This window comes from Rhizobium sp. BK312 (assembly GCF_014193605.1).
In the GTDB taxonomy this organism is placed as follows: domain Bacteria; phylum Pseudomonadota; class Alphaproteobacteria; order Rhizobiales; family Rhizobiaceae; genus Rhizobium.
The window spans coordinates 19,387-40,914 of the sequence record NZ_JACHZP010000002.1 but is presented as its reverse complement, the minus strand read 5'-3'; the positions used below and the strand labels follow the sequence as shown (position 1 = coordinate 40,914).

The following is a 21,528-nucleotide window of genomic DNA, read 5'->3' as shown; positions in this document are numbered from 1 at the left end:
AGCCCTGCCCAGACTAGCCGGCTATTTGCCGCGCGGGAAGCGGGCAGCAAAGTCGTCGGCGATCTCATTCATCGTCACGAACTTGACGCCTGGATGCTTGATCATATGCGCATAGAGCCGCTCCAGCATCATCAACACCTGCGGCCGGCCGGCGACATCGGGATGGATGGTGATCGGGAAGACGGCATAATCCATCTCGCGATAGACCCAGTCGAACTGATCGCGCCACATCTGCTCGATGTGATGCGGATTGACGAAGCCGTGGCTGTTCGGGGATTTCTTGATGAACATCATCGGCGGCAGGTCATCGAGATACCAGGACGCCGGGATTTCGATCAGATCGGTCTCCTGGCCGCGCTTCAGTGGCACCATCCAGTCCGACGGCTTGCGCGAATAGTCGATCTTGGTCCAGCTGTCGCCGACGCGCACGTAATAGGGCGTGAAGTCATTGTGCATCAGCGAGTGATCGTACTTGATGCCGCGCTCCAAAAGCAGCTCGTTCGTCACGTTGGAGAATTCCCACCACGGCGCGACATAGCCAGTCGGACGCTTGCCGGAAAGCTTGGTGACCAGCTCGATGCATTTGTCGAGGATTTCCGTCTCCTGCTCGCGCGTCATGGCGATCGGATTTTCGTGGCTGTAGCCATGGATGCCGATTTCATGGCCGGCATCAGCCACCGCCTGCATCTGCTCCGGAAAGGTTTCGATCGAGTGACCAGGAATGAACCATGTCGTCTTGATGCCGAAGCGTTCGAAGAGCTTCACCAGTCGCGGGCTGCCGACTTCGCCGGCAAAAAGGCCTCTCGAGATATCATCGGGCGAATCCTCACCGCCGTAAGAGCCGAGCCAGCCGGCGACAGCATCGACGTCGACGCCAAAACTGCACAAGATTTCCTTTGCCATGGGATGACCTCCTTCAATTTGAGTTTTCTGTAATCAGTGAGCCGGGATGACGGTCGCGTCGGCCGGATCCCAGGTAAGCATGACCTCGGCGCCTAGGGGAAAGGCGCCGGGCCGGTATTTGTCGATATGGGCTTCCAGCGCCAGGCCTCGGCCATCGGGCAGGCTGATGCCGATCTGCGAGATATGGCCGACCACGTCGAAGCGCTCGACGCGGGCGCCGACCACATTGCCGCCGAAAGCTCCGACGAGATTTTCGCGCGCCGAGCCACTCGCCGCGTGAACCTCGATCGCCTCCGAAGGAATGACGATGTTGACCTTGCTGCTGAGGCCGCCATTGGCGCTGCCCGAAAGCGTGCCGAAGGATGTGGAGACGAATGTGCTATCGGCCTCGGTGCCGGCGACCTCGCCTTCGAAGATGGTATTGCGGCCGATGAACTGTGCCACGAATGGCGTATCGGGGCGCGTATAAAGCTGATGTGGCGGGCTGATCTGCTCTACCCTGCCCTGGTTCATGACCACAATGCGGTCGGACAATGCGAGCGCTTCCGACTGGGCATGCGTGACGAAGACGAAGGTGACGCCAAGCTTCTTCTGCAGCAGCTTCAGCTCGTTCTGGATCGCCTTGCGCAGATTGGCATCGAGCGCGCCCAGCGGCTCGTCGAGAAGCAGCACATCCGGCTCGACCACTAGGCCGCGAGCAAGCGCGATGCGCTGGCGCTGGCCGCCGGAAAGCTTGTCCGGCTTGCGCTCGGCGATATCCTCCAGCCCAAGCGTCGCGAGGATACGATCGACCCGCGCATCCCGCTCGGCCTTCGCCATGCCCTTGACCTCAAGACCATATCCGACATTCCGCCGGACGGTCATATGCGGGAATAGAGCATAATTCTGAAAGATCATCGATGTCGGCCGCTTCTGCGGCCTGACATCGTTCATGCGCTCGCCCTTGATCATCATGTCGCCGGAGGAAATGCTTTCGAAGCCGGCGATCATGCGGAGCGTCGTCGTCTTGCCGCAGCCAGATGGGCCGAGGAAGGCGATGAATTCACCTTTCCTGATCGAAAGGTTGAAGTCGATGACGGCGGGCGTGCCATTGTCATAGACTTTGCCGACATTGATGAGTTCCAAATCATATATCATGAGAGATCTCCGGGCGTGGACGAGGAGGCGGACATCGCCTCCCCGCGCGGCATAGGATGGCCGGCAGCAGCCATCGGATCAGGCATTGAGGAATTCATCCCATTTCTGGACAAGATGGTCGTATTCGTCCGGCCACTGGTGCCAGTAGGCGACATTCTTGGCGCGCTCCGTCAGCGAGCCGCCATCGCGCAGGTCGCCTTCCTTGATGCCGCGCTCGGCAGCGCCGACCCATGGCTTGCCCTCGTACCAGAAGGCATATTTGTCCGGCGCCATGACCTTCTGGATATTGGTCGACGGCGAATAGTAGCCCTGCTCGGAAACGGTGATGCCGGGCTCGCCGGAAAGCCAGTAATCGGCATAGGCGATCACGGCTTCCTTGTTCGGCGTGCCAGCGATCATCGACGGGCCGATCGCCCAGCCGCGATACCCTTCCTTCGGCACGGCATATTTGCATGCCTTGCCCTGGGCCTTGACCGCCATGACAGCCGGTTGCCAGGCGTCGCAAACGACCATCTCTCCCGATGCCATCAGGTTGACCAGCTCGCCGAAATCACCCCAAAGCGCGCGGAACTGCCCGTCCTTCTTCTTGGAAACGAGGAACTTCGCCGCTTCGTCGATTTCCGCCGTGCTAGGATTGCCCGGATTCTTCACGTTCAGAAGGCCAAGCGTATTCATGGCCATGATGGCCTGACCGAAGGCGATCAGCGGATCGGTGTTGAGGCCGGACTTGCCTTTGAACTTCGGATCGAAGATCGCCGCCCAGGTATTGGCTTCCTCGGCGGAGAGAACGTCCGGATTGTAGCCGATGGAATCATAATTATAGACTGCGGGCACCATGTTCAGCGTGGTCTTGGCATCATCGGCCCAGATCTGGCCGACGATCTGCTGCTTCGGCTCCCACTTGTCGGAGGGCGTAGTGAAGGTATCGCGGATATTGGCCCAGTTCTTCAGGGAGGCGGCCGGAACCGGCTCGACATTGTTGGTCATGACGATCGACGGCAGGCGCTCGCCGATGATCTCCCAGCAATCGTAATCCTTGGAGCCAGACAGGATCTTGGTCTGAGCGTCCGGAAAGGTCGCCGCAGTACCCGAGGTCTGGCCGACGCCGCTCACCTTACGGAATTCATCGAGGATACGCTCCTGGACCGTGACCGATAGACCGATGGTGCGCAACTGCTCCTTGGCGAGATTGGCAGCCTGTGCGTAAGCCGCGCGCGATGACAGGAAGGGCGTACCGCCGCCGATCGCGAGCGCCATGACGCCGGCCGAATGCTTCAACAGAGAGCGTCTGTTCAATTCCATTTTGGACATTTTTGTTCTCCAGTGCTGATTGCTGTTCCCTTGGCCCTTGTTGGGCCTCTTCATTGCCGTATCGCCCTCTACCCAGCCATCGCCGGACGATGACGATCAGTACCGCCCCACAAGGAGGCCACCATCGACGACCAGAACCTGGCCGGTCATGTATCTCGCGCCGTTTGACGCGAGGAATGCGATCACGTCGGCAATGTCTTCCGGTTCGCCGAGCCGGCCCATCGGAATGAATTCGGCGGCCTTTTCCGCGCCTGCGGGGCCGAGCGAATTCTCTTCCGAAAGGAGCTGAGCCGTGCGGATATAGCCCGGTGCAATGCCGTTGACCCTGACGCCGTCCTTCGCCAGTTCGACGGCGAGCCCGCGCACCAATCCCACGACACCGGATTTCGCCGCCGAATAATGGACATGCTCGTCCCAGCCATAGGCGACGCCCATGATCGAGGAGAGCGCGACGATGCTGCCCGATCTGCGGGCGCGCATACCGGGTACGGCGGCGCGCACCAGCTTGAAGATGCCCTTCAGGTCGACATCCATCGTCAGGTCCCACTTGTCGTCGGTGAGCTTGTCGAGGGGTGTCCGATGCGCGATGCCGGCATTGGCGACGATGATATCGATCTTGCCGAAGCGCGCCTCGACGTTGGCGACTAGCTGGTTTGCCGCTTCCGTTGAGCGCACGTCGTAAAGATGAAACTCGGCCGAGCCGCCAGCGGTCAGAATGTCGCGAACCGTCTGCTCGCCTTCCTTCTCGAGGATATCGGTGACGACGACATGGTCGCCGAGTGCTGCAAAAGCCTTCGCCGTTGCCTGGCCGATACCGATGCCCGCACCCGTGACGATGACCACCCGCTTTTCTAAACTGTCCATCTGCTTGTCTCCCTCAGAGCATCACATCGCCGGAATTCGGCCCGAGCGTCTGGCCGACGAAAAGGCTCGCGGCCGGCGAGGCCAGGAACGCCACGGTCGCAGCCACCTCTTCCGGTTCGCCAAAGCGGCCGAGCGGCAATTCACGCTGCTTGCGTTCGCGCCATTCCTCGGAAAGACTGCGCACCAGCGGCGTGTTGACCGGTCCGGGCGCTACCGCATTGACCCGGACGCCCCGGCTCGATACCTCGCGGGCGAGCGCCTTTGTCATGCCGATGATCGCGGCCTTGGCGCCGGAATAATGAACAAGCTCGATGCCGCCGATCTGCCCGAGCTGCGAGGCGACGTTGACGATGACGCCCTCGCCGCGCGCCAGCATCGACGGCAAGACGGCCTTGGTCATCAGGAAGGTGCCGCGCACATGCACCGCAAACATCCGATCGAAATCCTCAAGCTCGAGGATCTCGAATGCTGCCTGATGCGCAATACCGGCATTGTTGACCAGAAGCGCGACGTCGCCGTGCGAGGCTTTCGCAGCCGCATGGATCGCCACCACATCCTCAGGCCGCGCGACGTCGCCAGCGATCGCGGTCGCCGCGCCGCCCGCCTTGGTGATTTCCGAGGCGACGGCCTCCGCCCGCTCGCCCGAGAGATCGTTGACCAGAACCGCATAGCCGTCGGCGGCAAGGCGTAGCGCAATGGCACGGCCGATACCGGAGCCGGCGCCGGTGACAATGGCGGAGATCGGGGCAGAAGACTTATCAGCCATCATGCGTCCTCCTGAATGCGGACGCGCTTAGCGCGCCGCACCGACAGACCCATCAGGATCGCGTAGGTGCCGAGAAGGGCGAAGGAAAACAGCGTCGTCAGCACCCCGAAAGCGAAGACATTCGGATGCACCTCGACCGAGAAAGTGCCGTAGATCGCAAGCGGCAAGGTCAACTCGCGGCCGGAGGCAAAGAGGGTGCGTGAAAACTCATCATAGGAGAGCGTGAAGGCGAAGAGCATAGCCGAAAGCACGCCCGGAAAGATCAGCGGGAACGTCACCTTGCGGAAGGTGCGCGCCGGCGTGACGCCGAGCGACCAGGAGGCTTCCTCCATGCTCGGATCGAACCTGTTGAAGATCGCGAGCATGACCAGGAAGGCGAAGGGGAAGGTGTAGACGACATGCAGGACGAAGGCGGTGCTCCACCAGTGCCGATCGATGCCGAAGGCGTTGGCGACAAGCGCCATGCCAAGGCCGACGAGCACGCCCGGCACCATCATGCCGAGAACGATCAGATAGAAAGCCACGCCCGAACCGCGGAACTTGCGGCGAAAGGCCTGCGCTGACATGACGCCGAGCACCGTCGAGACGATCATAGTCATCAGCGCCAGCGAGAGCGAGCGGATCAGCGCCTGATCGATCGGCAGGGGCGCGATGCGCGACGGCGGCGTCAGACCGAAGAGATGCCGATACCAATAGGTCGACCATTCGATGATCGGAAATTGCGGACCACCCTCCGGACCGGTCTGGAACGACAGGATCGCAAGGACCGCGAGCGGGCCGTAGAGGAAGATCAGAAAGAGGGTCGTATAGACGCCCAGGCCGAGCTTAATGCCGCCAGCATTCATGATCAGAGCTCCTTTCTGAGGTCGACGACCTTGAGCAGGGCTGCGACAGCAGCGCCCATGATGATCGTCAGCACAACGCCGGCAACTGCGGCAAAGGCCCATTTCAACGAGCCGACCTGGGTGACGATGATATTGCCCAGCAGATTGACCTTGCGGCCGGACAGGGCGGCGGACGTTGCGAATTCACCCAGAACCATGACGGAGACGAAGATCGCGCCGACCACTACACCGGGCATCGAAAGCGGCAGGATGATCGTGCGGAAGATGCGCCAGAAGCCGGCACCAAGATCCTGGGCAGCCTCGATGACCGAGGCGTCGATACGACCCATCATGAAGGCGATCGGCCCAACCATGAAGACGCAGTAGATCTGGGTCATGCCGATGATGACGGACAGTTCCGAAAACAACAGTACCTCGATCGGCTGCCGAATAACGCCCAGATTCATCAGGATCATGTTGATCGCGCCCTCGGTGCCGAGCATCGGCCGCCAGGCAAGCACGCGGATCAGGAAGGAAGTCCAGAACGGGATGACGCAGAGTACGAGCAACACGGTCTGCAGCGTCTTGTTCTTGATGAGAAGCCCGACGAAGAGCGCTGCCGGATAGCCGACGACAAGCGTCGATACCAGCACCAGCAACCAGATGCGGATCGTCGTCCAGAGCGCACCGAGATAGGTGGCGCTCGTCAGGAAGGTGATCCAGCTCTGCAAGGTCAGCGTCGGTTCGATCTTGAAGGTCGTCTGCGTCCAGAAGGAAACATAGACCATCATCAGCATCGGCAGGACGAGGAAGGCGACCATCCAGATCATGCCCGGCGCCAGAAGCCAGAATGTCTTGCTCGATCTCCGGCGCACGGCTGCGCCTTCCTGCACGGCTTCCTCTGATGTCGCGACCATGGTCATCTCTCGCTCTCCTTGGAGGGTCCGCTGGAAGGGTTCGAAGGGCTCACATCAACCGAAAACAAGGGCATCCTCCTTCTTCCAAACGAGCGCATAGCGGTCCTTTTCGACAAAGGCAGGCGGACGGGCATGGCTCAGATGGGATTCGACCTCGAAGACGTGGCCGCCATCGAGCGCAAAGAAGGAATTGACCGCTGCGCCGGAATATTCGCTGGCGATGAAATCCGCCTCGATGCGCACTTCGTCATCCGATAGCACTGCATCGCGGGAGCGGATCGAAACGCGGTCGTAGCGGATCGCATAGGCTGGCTGCGGCGCCTTTCGGCGCGAACCATTCAAGGGGAAGCGACCGGCCGGCCCGACGAAAGCATCCGCAACGACATCGCCGGCAAAGAGGTTATAGCAATTGAGAAAGCGGGCGACCGAGGCCGTTGCCGGGCTATTGTAAACGGCGTCCGAGGCGGCGGCCTGCGCGATGCGGCCGCGATCGAGCACAAGCACCAGGTCCCCCATCGCCAGGGCTTCGCTCTCGCTGCCTGTGACATGCAGGAAGGTTACGCCGCAGCGTTCGCGGATGATCTTGAGCTCATTGCGCATGCGGCCGCGCAGATTGGCGTCGAGCGCGCCGAGCGGCTCATCGAGCAGCACCATCTTCGGCTCCGTCACCAGTGTACGTGCCAAGGCGACGCGTTGGCGCTGCCCGCCGGAAATCTGCGTCACCGCGCGGTCGTCAAATCCGCTGAGGCCGACCAGCGACAGCATGTCCTGTACCCTTTTTGCCAGGACGCGCGCATCCGTCACCGGATCGACCTTGCGATTGCGCAGGCCGAAGGCAACGTTCTCGGCAACGGAAAGATGCGGAAACAGAGCGAAGTTCTGAAAGACGAAGCCGATGCCGCGATCATGCGGCTCCACGCCATCGAGCCGTTTGCCGTGAAAGAGGATCGAACCGGCATCCGGTTCCTCGAAGCCGGCGATGACGCGCAAAAGTGTCGTCTTACCGGAGCCGCTGGGGCCGAGCAGCGAGATATAGGCATTGTCAGGCAAAGAGAAATCCACGCTGTCCAGCGCGGCTGACGCGCCATAGGACTTGGTGACTTGGCTGAGCTGAAGAACGGTCGACACCGAATTCCCACCAGTTTCAAGGCAAGGACCATCCTTCGGGCAAAGCTCCGCTTTCGCCTGGATCGCATTGATCCGGACGTTCAGACGTCAGCCTGCACTCGCGCATGATCACATGCGCGTCAAAGAGATGTTCCTTGGCGTTTCAAAGAGTTCCACCTGCGACGCTTCTGACGAGCGTCTTGATGTTCAGAGCATTACATAAATGATTTTTGTATTCAATAGACTTTTTCAGAAAATGACGAACCCCGAAGTAACAACTGATTGAGGGACATTGGCGAAAGGCGGCGATATCGACGGGCACTCTTGCCCTCCGCATAGAATTGGCGACAAAATGACTTTAACAGCCGCCATAACGTGACGCGCCGCACCCGGTACATTCAGCAAATAGCGCCAATCGCTGCGCTACGCGTCAACAATCAGCGAAAGGAGATTCACTGCATCTGTGAGCAGAAAACATATTTTGTATTCAATAGTCATTTATTTTTGCGCTATGTTAGAATGACAAAACGCGTAAGAGTGAGGCATCAGAACGACGTGAGTCCATTGCATCAGATGACCGAAAACTATGCGCGCCCGAATGCGCAAAAGCGTTATGAGATCGCCGAGGATGTTCTGCGTGGCAATATCGAGGACAATACGCTGCCGCGCGGCGTGGTCCTGCTCGAAGGGCCGATCGCCGATATCCTGCAGATTTCGCGCGCGCCAGTGCAGAGGGCGCTGCAGGCGCTGGAGAGCGAAGGACTGGTGCATCGCTTCAACGGACGCGGCTATCTCGTCGGTCCCGCCGGCCAGGGCATCGAGCCGAAGCGCACCGATATCAAGACCCTCGGCCTGACCATTCCGCGCCACGCGGACGAGGCCCTGCAGAGCCGCGCCTCCTGGGAGCGCATCTACAATACCGTCGAGGCCGATGTCGCCGGCTGCGTTGTCTTCGGCCAGTATCGCATCATCGAGATCGAACTTGCCGACCATTTCAACGTCAGCCGTACCGTGGTGCGTGACGTGCTGACACGCCTGCGCGAGCGTGGCCTCGTGCGCAAGAACCAATCGTCCCACTGGATCGCCGGCCCGCTGACGGCGCAGATGATCAAGGATCATTACGGCCTGCGCGGCATGCTGGAGCCGCAGGCGCTGGTCGCTGGGGCCAGCCGTGTCGACCGGGAGCGACTGGGCGATCTGTTCCAGCGCCTCTCCGATCTGGAGCGCCACGAACCGGCCGATCACCTTGCGGCGCTGGAGGCTATCCACACCGACTTTATCGAGATCTGCGTTCTCGCAACGCCGAACGAGCGGCTGAAGGAATCCATCCGCAACAATCTGCTGCCTGTCACGGCGACGGAGCGATTGCTGCGGCGCCTTGGCCTGCCCGGCGATCCCGCGATCATCACGGAGCTCCGCCTGATCGCGGAACTGCTGCTGCGGGGCGCGGTGAAGGCGGCGGCGGCGATGATGGAAAACCATCTCGAAGCCTCCGTCGACCGCACGATCGCGCAAATGAAAATCGTCGCCATCATCCCTGGCCCCGGCGTGACCGCCGCTTATCTTACCCGCGTTCTCGAGTGAGACACACGTGATCCCAGACCTATTCCATCCATGCCGGAAACGGGGGATCGAAGGAGCAGTCATCCGCTTGATCCCTTACGCCAGAGCAGCGCGAAGGCGCGCAAGCAATGCCTGCCGGTCCGCCCGCGCCGCCAGCGCCTGATCCATGGTGACCTCCACGAATTGAGTCGGCATATGCGGCTGCAGTTGGGCGATCAGATCCATGTCGGCCGAGATCACCGTTCCCAGCATGAAATAGCCGCCGCCCGAGACGGCGTCGCGATGCAGGATGATCGGCTCCGTTCCGCCTGGCACCTGGATGGAGCCATAGGGATAGCAGCTGTCTACGATATTCGACGGATCCGAGCCTGCGCCGAAGGGCTGCTTGCGCGCGACGAATTCAAGCTTGCGGCCGCCGCGGAAGCGATAACCCATACGATCGGCCTCCGGTGCCACCTTCCATTGATCAGCAAAGAAGTTGCTCTTTGTCTGTTCGGTCAACCGATCCCAATAAAGCCCGGGCAAAACCCGGAGCTCGGCCGGCGTGCCGGGCTTGCGGCGCAGCTCTTCGGCAACGGATAGCCCCTCACTCATCATGGAACCGGAGCCAACGGGAAGCTCATCTCCGGCAGCGACAGCCTTGCCGTTAAGACCGCCAAGCGCGCCGATGACATAGGTCGACCGGCTACCGAGCGCTTCGGGAACGTCGATGCCGCCAGACACCGCAATGCAGATCCGCGCTCCAGATTTCAGAAAGTCAAAGCTTACGGTCTGCCCTGCCCTGACCTTGAGTGCCGTCCATCCCGGCTGCAGCTCGCCATCGATCCTGACGGGCATATCGGCGCCGGTGACCGCAATCAACGCATCGTCGAGAAATTCGAGCTTAGGCCCCATGAAGACGGCTTCGAGCCCGGCCGCACCCTCATCATTGCCGACGAGAAGATTTGCCGCCCGCATCGCATAGCGATCCATCGCGCCGCCGATGGGAATGCCGAGATGGAAATAGCCAGGCCGTCCAAGATCCTGAACGGTGGTCGAAAGGCCGTGATGAAGAACCTTAATGGCCATGCAGCGCACCCTCCAGCTTGGCGTTGTAGCCGTCGATATCGGCCTGGTATTGTCGCAGATCGAAGCTGACCTCGCAGATCGGCGGAGCGAAGCGGCCTTTATCGACATCCTCGACCGCCTGGTCGTAGCCGTCGCGATCGATCGGCCGGAACTTCACGATGTCGCCGGGCCGGAAGAACACCATGAAATCACGGAGATAGCTCGTCGATTGCGTAGGGTCGAAGATCGGCATCGGCGTGATGCCGAACATCTGGTACCCGCCTGCTCCGCGCACCGAATAGATGCAGCCGAAGCAGCCGCCGTGTCCCACAGTCAGCCGCGGCGTATCGGTCCGCGGGCGCAGATATTTCGGCACCTCGATCTGCCGTTGCCGCTCTACCATCTGATACATGAATGGGAGGCCGGCGACGAAGCCGACCATCGAGACGAACCAGGGCGAGCCGGCATGGGCCGAAATGAAATCCTCGACCGCATCGTAACCATTGATCCTGGCGGCATAGTCGAGATCGGTCCCCGCCGGCTCCTGATGCCGCTCGCGAAAACGCATCAGCGTCTCATGCGTCCAGGGATCATTGTAGAAAACAGGGATTTCGACGATGCGGGTCGTAATGATCGGCTCCGCCTTCTCGGCTGCGCCCTCGATCGCCCTTACCTCGCGCAAGAGATCGTCCGGCTTGATCAGGTCCGGATCGAACTTGATCTGGAAGGAGGCGTTGGCCGGGCAGATTTCGGTGACGCCCTTGATGCCGCTTTCGCGCACCCCCTTGGCCATCGACAGGCTCTTGAAGAAGGCTTCGAGGGACATCTCGTCGCTGCATTCGACGAAGAGATGCTCGTCACCTCCGAACGTAAAACGAGCAGGCATCAGGCAACCTCCGCCGATACGCCGTCAACCGCGGCAAAATCGGTCTCCAGCCAGGATTCGAGAAAACGCGTGTGGAATGCGCCCTTGCGCACGGATGGATCGCGGGCGAGAGCGAGGTGCAGAGGGATCGTCGTCGGCAAGCCTTCAATTGTCAGGTTGGAAAGAGCGCTGGCCAACCTGTCGAGGCAGGCATTGCGATCCTCGGCCCAGACGATCAGCTTGCCGAGCAGAGAGTCGTAGAAGGGCGGCACGGTATAGCCGGCGTAAAGCATCGTATCGAACCGAATGCCCTCGCCTTCCGGAACTGCAAGCCGCGTCACGGTGCCGGGCGTCGGCAGAAAGCCCTTGGCCGGATCCTCGGCATTGATGCGGCATTCGATGGCGTGACCGCGCGTGCGAATATCGGATTGCGACAGCGACAGGGAAGCGCCGCCGGCCACCTTGAACATCTCCCGCACCAGATCGATGCCGGTAATCATTTCGGTCACCGGGTGTTCGACCTGGATGCGGGTGTTCACTTCGATGAAGTAGAACTGCCTGCTATCCTCGTCGTAGAGATATTCGACGGTGCCCGCACCGCGATAACCGACTTCGGTGGCAAGCGCGACGGCACTGGCACAGAGGCGCTGCCTGATGTCATCGGGTAGAAGGAAGGCTTGTGCTTCCTCCCACACCTTCTGACGGCGACGCTGCAGCGAACATTCGCGCTCAAAGCAATGGACGAAATTCCGTCCGTCGCCGAAAATCTGCACCTCGATATGCCGGGCGCGGGTGATGACCTTCTCCATGTAGAGGCCGCCATCGCCGAAAGCGGCCGCCGCCTCCGCCGAGGCAAGTGGAAACTGCTCCCTAAGCTCGGCGAGCGACTGCACGATGCGAATGCCACGTCCACCGCCGCCGGCTGCCGCCTTGATCATAACGGGAAAGCCGATGCGCTCGGCAATCGCCTCAGCGGCGGCAATGTCCGCCACGCGACCGTCACTTCCGGGAACTGTCGGAACACCGGCCCGTTTCGCAATCTCGCGGGCTGCCACCTTGTCGCCGAGCAATCGAATGGCCTCGCCGCTCGGCCCGATAAAGATCATGCCCGCCGCCTCAACGGCATCGGCAAAATCTCCATTCTCGGACAGAAACCCGTATCCCGGATGGACGGCATCAACGCCGGCGGCCCGCGCTGCGGCGATGATGGCTTCGATGTTCAGGTAGGATTTCTTCGGGGCCGGCGGGCCGATATTGATCGCCTCATCCGCGAGCTTGACCGCAAGCATGTCAGCATCCGCGGCGCTATAGACCTGCACCGTGCGGATGCCGAGCGCCTTGGCAGCCCTGATGATCCTGACGGCGATTTCGCCGCGATTGGCAATGAGGACCGAGCGGATCGTCATGGGTCCACCTCCGCGATGATCTGCCCGGCCATGACAGGCTCTTCATTGTCGACGAGGAAGGTGATGTTCTTGCCATCGAGCCCGGCAGGAATTTGCTGGAAGGTTTTCATGACCTCGATAAGGCCGATCGTATCACTGGCGGTAACGGCATCGCCATCAGCCTTGAAGGGCGGCGTATCCGGAGAGGAAGCCCGGTAGAAGGTTCCCGGAAGGGGTGATCTGATCTCAAGCCTGCTCATGGGACCTCCGCGCTGCGTCGCTGTTCAAAATCTGTGAAACGGGTGCAATTTTTATGCCTTCGGCAATGAGGGCCTTGCGCATGTGGCGCACGATATCGAGCGCACCCAAAGTATCGGAATGAAAGCATATGGAATCGAAGGCGATCGGAATATCCGCACCGTTGACGGTGCGAACGACACCTTCGGTGCAGGCTCTCACGACCTTGCGGGCAATTGCCTTGGGATCAGGGCGACCGGCATCCCTGGTAAAGACGATCCAGCCCGTATCACCGTAGTCGCGATCGGCATAGAACTCGCGCACGACAGGTTGGCCCGCCTCGTGCGCAGCTAGGCAAGTGGCCGAGCCATCCATGCAGAAAACAAACATGTTCGGCGCCACGGTGCGCATATATTGGATGAAGATCTGCGAGAGATCGGCGTTCGCCGCCAATTCCATATAGAGAGCGCCATGCGGCTTTACATGCTGGACGGGCACGCCATGGCGTCTGGCAAATTCGCGTAGCGCACCGACCTGATAGATCAGATCGTTGACGATCTCGCGGCTGGTGCCGTTAATCTTGCGTCGTCCGAAGCCCTGGAGATCGTTATAGCCGGGATGAGCTCCGACGCCGACGCCGTGGGCGGCGGCCATCCGCACGGTCTCATCCATCAGATTGGGATCGCCGGCGTGAAATCCGGTGGCAATATTGGCCGAACTGATGAGCGAGATGAGCTCCTCGTCATGCGCATCGCCGATCCGCCACCGACCGAAGGCCTCCCCCATGTCGCAATTGATATCGACAGCTTCCTTCAAAATGCCTTCCCTCGCACCTGCATCCCAATCGGGACCGATATGTGAACGCTAGAGGCAAAGGCTGCCGTTGAAAAATACAATTTTTAAAGCCATGATATCTGATAAACTGATATCTATGCTTAAAATAGCATCGGAAAATATCTTGCAATATCAACTACTTATTAAAGTTGCGCACGTTTTATCGAAAATCAGCCCGTTTTAGATCCATGAAATCTGAATCGCAGCAGATGTTTTCAGATAAATAGATGGGAATAACATCATGAGCTTGAGCCTGCGGCAGCTTCGCTACTTCGTCGCAACGGCGGAATATGGACAAATCTCGCATGCGGCCGTCAGCCTCTCGATCTCCCAATCTGCCGTCACTGCGGCAATCAAGGATCTCGAACTCACGGTCGGCGTCTCTTTGTTCAACCGTACGCCACAGGGCATGGACCTGACGACAGCAGGCCGGCAATTCCTGTCCCATGCCTATGAGATCTTGGCGAAAGTCGACGAGGCGACCCATCTCAACCTCGTTAGCAGCGACATCGAAGGCGAACTCGTCGTCGCAGCGACCTACACCGTCATCGGCTATTTCCTGCCGATGCATGTCGAGCGTATCCGCCGCCTCTATCCGAAGCTGAAAATCCAGCTCTACGAGGTCAATCGCGAGTCAATCGAGGAAGGCTTGCTGACCAATCGCTACGACATTTCGGTCTTGCTGACCTCGAACATCCTCAATCCGATGCTGATGACCGAAACGCTTCTAAGTTCGGTCAGGCGCCTCTGGCTGCCAGCCGGCCACGACCTGCAACGTCGCGACGGGATAGGTCTGCGTGAAATCGCCGAAGAACCCTACATCATGCTGACGGTCGATGAGGCGGCACATTCTTCGCTGCGCTACTGGAGCCAGAGTTCCTATCAGCCCAAGGTGCTTCTGAGGACCAGTTCGATCGAGGCTGTCAGGTCGATGGTGGCAAACGGCCTCGGCGTCGCCATCCTTTCGGACATGGTGCACCGCCCCTGGTCGCTTGAGGGAAGGCGCATCGAGACGGTCAACATACAGGACCCAGTTCCGCCTATGGATGTAGGACTCGCCTGGCGAGCCAATGTCGAGTTCAGCCCGCCCATGCTTGCCTTCCGCCGTTATTTCCAACAGGCCTACAGCCTGCCGGGTACGAACGCATAAATACCTGGCAGGTAAAACCAATGCAGCGCAAGGAGTACCGCGACCTTTGAAGAAGCGAAACAAATTGGCTGTTATCAGGACAGAGAACATCTGTGCTCTTGGAAGGAGTCGAACCATCGATCCGGCCGCCCGATTTGCAATTATGATGCGCAAAAGTCTGAACACTTCAGCTTCCACCGCAGGTCGCCGCATCCGAACATCCTGCGGGCCGCAGCGCAGATTGCAAAACCCGCATCGCCAGCGCGTTTTCGATTGCGGCTCCGGAAGCGGTATTGTCGAACACGCACCAGCCGTCCGGCGCCAAAAGTTTCGAAAACGATCGCATCTCCTCATCTGCATAGCTCGAGTAGTAGATTTTAGGTTTCCCGTGGAGACGAACGTATCGCGGCACCGTGTCGAAATCCTCTGCCTGCCACACCGGCGCAGGATCGGCGAGAACCCGGTCAATCGCAAAGCTTTTGATCAGATCCAATGCCTCGGCCGATGCCCAGCTCTTATGCCTTACCTCAATGACAATCGGTCCCTTATCGGCGTTCCGCATCGCCTTAAACGTCGTCTCGAACTCATCAGCGTCGAACGCCAGCGACGGTGGCAGCTGGCAGAGCAGCGGACCGCGTTTTTCTCCAAGGGGCGCGATCTCATCGAGAAATGTCTGGAACGGCTGGGCGATGTCTTTCATCGCTCGAGTATGGGTAATCTCTTTGGGGATCTTTACCGCAAACCGGAAATTCTTGGGAACGGTTTCGGCCCAGCGTGCAAAAGTTGATGTTTTGTGATGGCGATAAAAGGTGGAATTGATCTCGACGCCATCGAACACCGAAGCGTATCGAGTCAACGCACTTCCCTCCTGTGCAAACCGGCCGGCTACCTTTTTTGGAATGGACCAGGCCGCAGTGGCAATGATCGGCAAATCGACTTCCTCCGAGCTTTTGGGCGCTCGAACGAAACGAGGGAGCCAATGGCAGAGTTCCGGCCGCCATTAGGCAACGTCGCGAACCGCAATGCTATCCAGAACATTTTAAGCTGACGGGCCACCCAGTAATTTAGCCTTATCTTGGTCAGACAAAGTGCTATTTTGCAGCATGCCCTTGACGAGATCGGCAATGGCTGGTGTCAGCAGCGCAGAGGTTGCAGCGCCAGCAGCCCCTTGAACGCACCCTCCCAGCCATTGACGACGCCGAGAATACCGGCACCGATCATGCGCAGCAGCACACGGCCGGCTCCGCCCTCCCTCCAACGTTGGTCGACACCACAACGGACGCTCAGCGAGCGCGATCCTGTTCGGCACTCGTCAACAATACGCCTTCTACCGCGGTTTGAATGGTTGCAAATATAGCGGAGCCTCGGGATCGATCAGATCCGGGCGCCACCCGTCGCGTCAATCATCTGGCCCGTCGTCCAACGCGCATCGTTGGATGCGAGGAAGGCGATGACATCGGCGACGTCCTCCACCTTTCCGACACGTGAGAAGACTGAGAGAGCCTCGGCGCCGGCGCGTGTATCCGGCGAAGCCAGCCATTCGGCATTCATGTCCGTCTCCGTCACACCCGGCAGCACGGCATTGACCGTTATCCCGCGAGCGGCAAATTCCGGTGCCAGCGCCAGCGTCAATGTCTCCAGCGCCCCCTTGGAAGCCGCATAGGCGGGATGCGTCGGCGCCGCGATCCGCGTAAACCCGGTCGAGACATTGATGATGCGGCCGTTATCACGGATGGCGTCCGCCACGGCCTGGATCAGGAAGAACGGCGCCTTATAGTTGATCGTCATTACCTCGTCGAAATCAGCTTCGCTCGTCTGCTTCAACGGAAGCGCCGGCGCGATACCGGCATTGTTCACCAGAATGTCGAGAGAGGACGAGCTCGTCTCAGTACGCACGGCTTCGCTGAACTGCGCCCAGAGGCTGTCGGCCGCGTCCTTGCCCTGTCTGAGATCGGCCTTCACAGCGACGGCCTTGACGCCGAGCGCTTCAACGTCGCGTATCGTGGCATTGGCCGCGTCCGCATTGGCGGTGTAGTGCACGCCGATCAGCGCGGCACCCTCCCTCGCAAAAGCGAGGGCGGTCGCCCGACCGATGCCGCGCGAACTTCCAGTGATGAGGGCTATTTTGTCTACGAGTCGTTTGGACATTGATCACTCCGTTGCCAAAATAAATAGTGATCCCTACAATAAGAAACGAAATGCATCTGTCAACAATTTAATAGGGATCACTATTTTAATGGATCAACAAGCCCGCAAGCGTGGCAGACCACGCGTGCTCGACCGCGACGTCGGGCTCGATATCGCGGCACGGCTGTTCTGGGAGCACGGTTACGAAGGAACATCGACCGCCGATCTCACGAAAGCCATGGGGATCAATCCGCCGACGCTTTATTCGATGTTCGGCTCAAAGGAAGAATTGTACCGCCAGGCGCTCGACTTCAGCATTGCCCGGGAGACCAGCCGTCGATCGGAAATCCTGCAATCTGATCTTCCAGTCTATGAGGCTTTGAGCCGTTACCTTTACGATATCGCCGATGGTGACACGCAGCCGGACAAGCCACGAGGTTGCATGGTCTCGACCGCTGTCCTGCAGCATGCGGAAGAGAATGCATCCGTGGCGCGAATGACGGCGGCACTGCGCGAGACGTCGATGCAGACCCTCAAAGCCTGCTTCGATCGGGCCGTCGAGGAGGGCGAACTACCCACACATACAGATACCGATACCCTCGCGCGCTTCTATGGTGCGATCATCCAGGGCATGTCCGCTCAGGCTTGCGACGGCGCCTGCAATGCCCTGCTGAAACGGCTGATCGACGTTGCACTCACGGCCTGGCCCGGGAAGCGTGGCACCTGAAGGGAACCGATAGACACGCCCCTTATGCTGCCCGCAAGTAGAGAACTTTATTGCGGCCGGCCTTGGGCGCCTTGATTAGATTCGAATCGGCGACGGGTTGGTGAAATAGCTTAAGCATCGGAAAAGGTGGGCTCATGGCATAATGCCAATTTATGGAACTTGACGGTCGCGAAAACGAGTGTCCGGCATGACGTACAAACGTCTTCATAAGGACGCATCCGCGCCCTCCTTCGTCAATTACCGGGCACTCCACCTTACAAGTGGTTGAAACGTCGCCTGACATGGTGTTCACAAAGCTTTTTCAGGTTTCGGAATGTCCGCAGTCCGAGATGGACGCTAAGTCTCGTGACGGTCGTTTGTGAAACACTGCATTCCTTTGCAACCGTCGCGGCGCTTTCGAAAGCAATGAGGTCCGGCTCCTCTAACATTCGCTTTACCACTCGTTCCAGCTGAGGAGGGAATTGGATCTCCCCCTGAGCTATGAGTTTTTTCAGCTGCTGCAATGTTCGTGCGAAACGGTCATTGTCGCTAACTTTATCCAGCATTTCAACCTCACAGGAACTGTATGGGGACGTGGCAGTTGTGTTGTCTGGCAACCGTCGTTCTGCCGGGAAAATCACACTCACTGCACTAAGGCAGGCAGTTTACAGGAAAGTCAGTCCTTGCTTTGTGAAGATCGATTGGTCGTCCGCCTGGTAATGTACGCGGCTGCGAAGTTCCACGTCTGAAAGCTGTTCAGATGTCCTGCGGTTTATAATCGCTGGCGGCGACTGGCATTACGCTCTTGAGAAGTGCGATGGATCTTTCGAGCCCCTCGAGACTGTTGAGCATGACGTCCTCATGCTCTATCGAGAGCCAGCTGTCGTAACCGGCCATCTTCAGCCTGTAGCAGAACTGCCGCCACCATTCTTCGCCATGGCCGAAGCCCAGTGTGATGTAGGACCAGCTGCGCGCCGGAATGTCCATCAGGCTGCCGTTCTCCAAGAGGCTGGTTACGGCCTGCTTCCGAGCGTTTAGGAAAGTATCCTTGGCATGAACGTGGTATACAGCGTCGCCGAGCGCTTCTGCGGCGACAAGAGGATCGGCACCCATCCAGAAGAGATGCGACGGGTCCAGGTTTGCTCCGACGACCGGGCCAACGGCTTCGCGAAGCCTTAGCAGCGAAGGGACATTGTAGACGCACTGGTTGCCATGCAGCTCTAACGCGATGCGTTCCACACCGTGATCCCTGGCGAGCGCCACGATCCGGGTCCAGTACGGGAGGAGCTTCTCCTCCCACTGGTAGCGAAGGATCGCCTGCGTCTCCGGCGGCCAGGAGGAGACCACCCAATTCGGCACTGTGTCGGTGGCATTCCCGGCTGGAAGTCCCGACATCGCGCAGACGGTCTTGATGCCCAGCTCGCCCGCCGCGCGGATCGTATCCTCAAGATCCTGCCCCTGGGCAGGATCGGTCGGATGCAGCGGATTTCCGTTGGCGTTCAAACTGATCACTTCCAGTTCGCGGTCAGCGAAGGCTCCCAGGAATGATTTCTGCGCATTCTTGTCCCGCAGGATCGTCGACAGATCGAAATGCGGCGCCGTCGACCAGCCGCAGGTATTAACCTCGACTCCGGAGACTCCCAGCCTTTGAGCGTGATCGAGCATCGCCTCGAAGGGAAGTCCGCCGAGGCTGTCTGATACGAATCCCAGTTTCATGCGTAAAACTCCGGTTTGGCGATCATTTCCACGGGTATCTTGCAACCGTCGTTCAAGGCTCTGACGCCGGCCTCGGCGACCTTTGCGGCGCAGTATCCATCCCAACTGCTTGAGGCATTGTTCGGGAATACTCCAGTTTCGACGAAACGAATGAAGGCGCGGTTCTGACGGCGATAGGCTTCGGCGTAGCGGCTGCGCCAATCCGCCTGATAGCTTGTGCTCTGTCCGAGTTCCCGGTCGATGCGAGTGTAGTTGACGGCGTTCATGGCAATAGTTGCCTTCTCGCCCACCAGTTCGGCGCGGACGTCGTATCCGTAGGCTGCGTTGTTGTTGATCTCGATATTGACGAGTTGTTCGTCTGCCGTTTCGAGCACCATATAGACCGGTGCGACCAGCGAGTCGGAACGTTTCGGCTGGAAGGCGGAGATCGATACGTATTCGGTGTCGAGGACGTGGCGGACGACATCGAACTCGTGCGGGGCGGAATTGGTGATCGCCATCGCTCCGGTGAAGTCCGACGCGGGCGTCGCGACATTGCGATGAAAGTTGTGCATCATAAGGGCGCGACCAATTGCACCGTGCTCCAGAGCCTGCTTCATTTCCACATAGGATTGATCGAAGCGGCGCATGAAGCCGAGCATGATGAACTTCTTTCCCGCGGCTTCTTCCGCCTGCATGATCTCCAGGCATTCTTGCGATGACTGCGACAGCGGCTTTTCGCAAAGAGCCCGTTTGCCGGCTCTTATGCAGGACAGCGACAGGGGTGCGTGTGTGAAATCGGGGCTTGCTATGATAACGGCGTCCACGTCCTGACGAGCGGCGACCCGGTCGGGGTCAGAGTCGACATCGTGAGCACCATAAGTGTCTGCCACTTTGCGGGCGCGGTCCGCATCCATGTCGCAGACGACCTGGAGGTGCGCCCCAGGCAGATCTTCCGCCACGATACGCGCGTGGTCGGCTCCCATCAGTCCCGCCCCGATGACGGCGATCCTTACTGTCATTTCGATATTTCCTGTCGTTTGGAGAACAGCGATTTGCGGCTTGCAAGCACTGCCCCTTGTGCGAAACGCGTGCCGGAATCCCATCCCGGCACGCACCCTTGGGAGGGCTTACTTCTTTGCGTATTGGTCAACGTTGTCCTTGGTAATCGAAGCGAACGGCACCAGCTTTTCGGCCGGCGCGTCCTCCCCCTTTTTCAGGCCTTCCACGACCTCGAAGGCGGCCTTCGCCTGGCCTGCAGCGTCCTGGAAGATGGTCTGGGACATGGTGCCGGCCTTGATCGCATTCAGAGCATCGGCCGTGCCATCGACACCCGAGATCATCACGCCCTTGAGGCGGTCAGCGCCCTGAAGTGCTTCCAGCGCGCCCAGCGCCATCTGGTCGTTGGCTGCGATGATTGCATCGAACTTCGGAAAGCTCTGGATCCAGTCCTCTGTGACCTTCATGCCTTCTGCGCGGTCGTAATTGGCTGAGAGGCTGGCGAGAGTGGTCACGTCAGAGCGGCCGAGCGCATCCTCGAAGCCCTTTTTGCGCTCCTGCGTGTGGGAGAGCCCCGGCGTGCCTTCGAGGTAGAGGATCTTGGCGTCCTTCGGCAGGTGTTCCTTCATGTACTCGCCCTGAAGGCGGCCGGCATCGATGTTCTTCGAGCCGACGAACGTGTACTTGCCGCCCGCCGATTGGATGCCGAGAGCGATGACGGGGATGCCCGCCTGGTTCGCCTTCTCGACGCCCGGTACGATGCCTTGATAGTCGACCGGCACGACGACGATCGCGTTGACTTTCTGCGCAACGAAGTTGTCGATCTGGTCGAGCTGCTTGCTGACGTCGTTGTTCGCGTCGGAGAAACTCACTTCGACTGCCGGATCGGATTTCGACGCTTCGATGAAGGCATTCTTGCGCGCCATGACGAAGACATCCGTATCCGCCATGTTGGCGTAACCGACGACGAATTTGTCTGCTGCGAACGCGGCGCCGGTGGAGATGGCGGCAAGGGATATGGCGCAGGCGAGAGCGAGTTTGGAAATGGCTTTCATAAGGTCCTCCCATTGAGTTTCAGGTTCATTCCGGATGCGGGAAGTCCCCGCCGACAA

General features: G+C 59.6%; 22 protein-coding genes. 3 read left to right on the top strand and 19 right to left on the bottom strand.

All coding sequences use genetic code 11. The features are described from left to right. Positions 1 to 21: 21 nt before the first annotated feature. The 8 genes from FHT85_RS04925 to FHT85_RS04890 all read right to left on the bottom strand — a co-directional run bounded on the left by FHT85_RS04925 (position 22) and on the right by FHT85_RS04890 (position 7,850). Complete coding sequence (locus tag FHT85_RS04925; protein ID WP_112410181.1) at positions 22 to 903, bottom strand: polysaccharide deacetylase family protein; 882 nt, start codon at positions 901 to 903, stop codon at positions 22 to 24. Positions 904 to 936: 33 nt separating this feature from the next. Beyond that, the gene (locus FHT85_RS04920) at positions 937 to 2,040 is read right to left on the bottom strand and encodes an ABC transporter ATP-binding protein (protein ID WP_112410180.1); all 1,104 of its coding nucleotides are present in this window, start codon (positions 2,038 to 2,040) and stop codon (positions 937 to 939) included. A gap of 78 nt (positions 2,041 to 2,118) precedes the next feature. Next, the gene (locus FHT85_RS04915) at positions 2,119 to 3,351 is read right to left on the bottom strand and encodes a PotD/PotF family extracellular solute-binding protein (RefSeq protein ID WP_112410179.1); all 1,233 of its coding nucleotides are present in this window, start codon (positions 3,349 to 3,351) and stop codon (positions 2,119 to 2,121) included. Between the two features lie 96 nt (positions 3,352 to 3,447). Next, positions 3,448 to 4,215: an SDR family NAD(P)-dependent oxidoreductase gene (locus FHT85_RS04910; RefSeq protein ID WP_112400928.1), complete on the bottom strand. Its 768-nt coding sequence runs from the start codon at positions 4,213 to 4,215 to the stop codon at positions 3,448 to 3,450. A 13-nt stretch (positions 4,216 to 4,228) separates the two neighbouring features. Then, positions 4,229 to 4,981 carry an SDR family NAD(P)-dependent oxidoreductase gene (locus FHT85_RS04905; RefSeq protein ID WP_112339384.1) on the bottom strand — a complete coding sequence of 251 codons (753 nt, stop codon included), beginning with the start codon at positions 4,979 to 4,981 and terminating at the stop codon, positions 4,229 to 4,231. Beyond that, positions 4,981 to 5,826 (bottom strand): ABC transporter permease, encoded by an 846-nt coding sequence (locus FHT85_RS04900; RefSeq protein WP_112339383.1) that lies wholly within the window; start codon positions 5,824 to 5,826, stop codon positions 4,981 to 4,983. The genes FHT85_RS04905 and FHT85_RS04900 overlap by 1 nt, the downstream gene beginning before the upstream one ends. Before the next feature lie 2 nt (positions 5,827 to 5,828). Further along, positions 5,829 to 6,728, bottom strand: a complete 900-nt coding sequence (locus FHT85_RS04895; RefSeq protein WP_112400926.1) for an ABC transporter permease — start codon at positions 6,726 to 6,728, stop codon at positions 5,829 to 5,831. 48 nt (positions 6,729 to 6,776) lie between these two features. Continuing rightward, entirely contained in the window at positions 6,777 to 7,850 is a 1,074-nt protein-coding gene (locus tag FHT85_RS04890; protein WP_112410178.1) for an ABC transporter ATP-binding protein, read from the bottom strand. Between the two features lie 552 nt (positions 7,851 to 8,402). On the opposite strand from FHT85_RS04890, the gene FHT85_RS04885 reads away from it, so the two are divergent. Beyond that, positions 8,403 to 9,413 carry a GntR family transcriptional regulator gene (locus FHT85_RS04885; protein ID WP_112410177.1) on the top strand — a complete coding sequence of 337 codons (1,011 nt, stop codon included), beginning with the start codon at positions 8,403 to 8,405 and terminating at the stop codon, positions 9,411 to 9,413. 75 nt (positions 9,414 to 9,488) lie between these two features. On the opposite strand, the gene FHT85_RS04880 is transcribed toward FHT85_RS04885, so the two are convergent. Genes FHT85_RS04880 through FHT85_RS04860 form a run of 5 tightly spaced genes read right to left on the bottom strand, consistent with a single transcriptional unit; the run spans position 9,489 to position 13,742 of the window. After that, positions 9,489 to 10,460, bottom strand: a complete 972-nt coding sequence (locus FHT85_RS04880) for a biotin-dependent carboxyltransferase family protein (protein ID WP_112410176.1) — start codon at positions 10,458 to 10,460, stop codon at positions 9,489 to 9,491. Then, a complete protein-coding gene (locus tag FHT85_RS04875; RefSeq protein ID WP_112410175.1) occupies positions 10,450 to 11,325 on the bottom strand; it encodes a 5-oxoprolinase subunit B family protein in 876 nt (291 codons plus the stop codon). The genes FHT85_RS04880 and FHT85_RS04875 overlap by 11 nt, the downstream gene beginning before the upstream one ends. Continuing rightward, positions 11,325 to 12,710, bottom strand: coding sequence for an acetyl-CoA carboxylase biotin carboxylase subunit (locus FHT85_RS04870; protein WP_112410174.1), 1,386 nt, complete (start codon positions 12,708 to 12,710; stop codon positions 11,325 to 11,327). Before FHT85_RS04870 ends, FHT85_RS04875 begins: the two co-directional genes overlap by 1 nt. Next, on the bottom strand, positions 12,707 to 12,949 hold the full coding sequence (locus FHT85_RS04865; RefSeq protein ID WP_112400921.1) for an acetyl-CoA carboxylase: 243 nt from the start codon (positions 12,947 to 12,949) through the stop codon (positions 12,707 to 12,709). The genes FHT85_RS04870 and FHT85_RS04865 overlap by 4 nt, the downstream gene beginning before the upstream one ends. Beyond that, a complete protein-coding gene (locus FHT85_RS04860; protein ID WP_112410173.1) occupies positions 12,936 to 13,742 on the bottom strand; it encodes a 5-oxoprolinase subunit PxpA in 807 nt (268 codons plus the stop codon). Before FHT85_RS04860 ends, FHT85_RS04865 begins: the two co-directional genes overlap by 14 nt. Positions 13,743 to 14,001: 259 nt before the next feature. Between FHT85_RS04860 and FHT85_RS04855 the strand changes: the two genes are divergently transcribed. Continuing rightward, positions 14,002 to 14,910: a LysR family transcriptional regulator gene (locus tag FHT85_RS04855; protein ID WP_112400919.1), complete on the top strand. Its 909-nt coding sequence runs from the start codon at positions 14,002 to 14,004 to the stop codon at positions 14,908 to 14,910. A 166-nt stretch (positions 14,911 to 15,076) separates the two neighbouring features. Here FHT85_RS04855 and FHT85_RS04850 read toward each other — a convergent pair whose 3' ends face one another. Together FHT85_RS04850 and FHT85_RS04845 are read right to left on the bottom strand one after the other, a co-directional pair. Further along, positions 15,077 to 15,820 carry a DUF72 domain-containing protein gene (locus FHT85_RS04850; protein ID WP_112400918.1) on the bottom strand — a complete coding sequence of 248 codons (744 nt, stop codon included), beginning with the start codon at positions 15,818 to 15,820 and terminating at the stop codon, positions 15,077 to 15,079. Positions 15,821 to 16,263: 443 nt separating this feature from the next. Beyond that, positions 16,264 to 17,037, bottom strand: coding sequence for an SDR family oxidoreductase (locus FHT85_RS04845; RefSeq protein WP_112410172.1), 774 nt, complete (start codon positions 17,035 to 17,037; stop codon positions 16,264 to 16,266). A gap of 88 nt (positions 17,038 to 17,125) precedes the next feature. Here FHT85_RS04845 and FHT85_RS04840 point away from each other — a divergent pair, with 88 nt between their 5' ends. After that, positions 17,126 to 17,743 carry a TetR/AcrR family transcriptional regulator gene (locus tag FHT85_RS04840; RefSeq protein WP_112410171.1) on the top strand — a complete coding sequence of 206 codons (618 nt, stop codon included), beginning with the start codon at positions 17,126 to 17,128 and terminating at the stop codon, positions 17,741 to 17,743. A 254-nt stretch (positions 17,744 to 17,997) separates the two neighbouring features. On the opposite strand, the gene FHT85_RS04835 is transcribed toward FHT85_RS04840, so the two are convergent. The 4 genes from FHT85_RS04835 to FHT85_RS04820 form a co-directional block, all read right to left on the bottom strand. Further along, a complete protein-coding gene (locus tag FHT85_RS04835) occupies positions 17,998 to 18,288 on the bottom strand; it encodes a hypothetical protein (RefSeq protein WP_112410170.1) in 291 nt (96 codons plus the stop codon). A gap of 190 nt (positions 18,289 to 18,478) precedes the next feature. After that, the gene (locus tag FHT85_RS04830) at positions 18,479 to 19,438 is read right to left on the bottom strand and encodes a sugar phosphate isomerase/epimerase family protein (protein ID WP_112410169.1); all 960 of its coding nucleotides are present in this window, start codon (positions 19,436 to 19,438) and stop codon (positions 18,479 to 18,481) included. Next, complete coding sequence (locus FHT85_RS04825; RefSeq protein WP_112339368.1) at positions 19,435 to 20,439, bottom strand: Gfo/Idh/MocA family oxidoreductase; 1,005 nt, start codon at positions 20,437 to 20,439, stop codon at positions 19,435 to 19,437. Before FHT85_RS04825 ends, FHT85_RS04830 begins: the two co-directional genes overlap by 4 nt. A gap of 108 nt (positions 20,440 to 20,547) precedes the next feature. Then, positions 20,548 to 21,471 (bottom strand): sugar ABC transporter substrate-binding protein, encoded by a 924-nt coding sequence (locus FHT85_RS04820; RefSeq protein ID WP_112339367.1) that lies wholly within the window; start codon positions 21,469 to 21,471, stop codon positions 20,548 to 20,550. Positions 21,472 to 21,528: the final 57 nt, after the last annotated feature.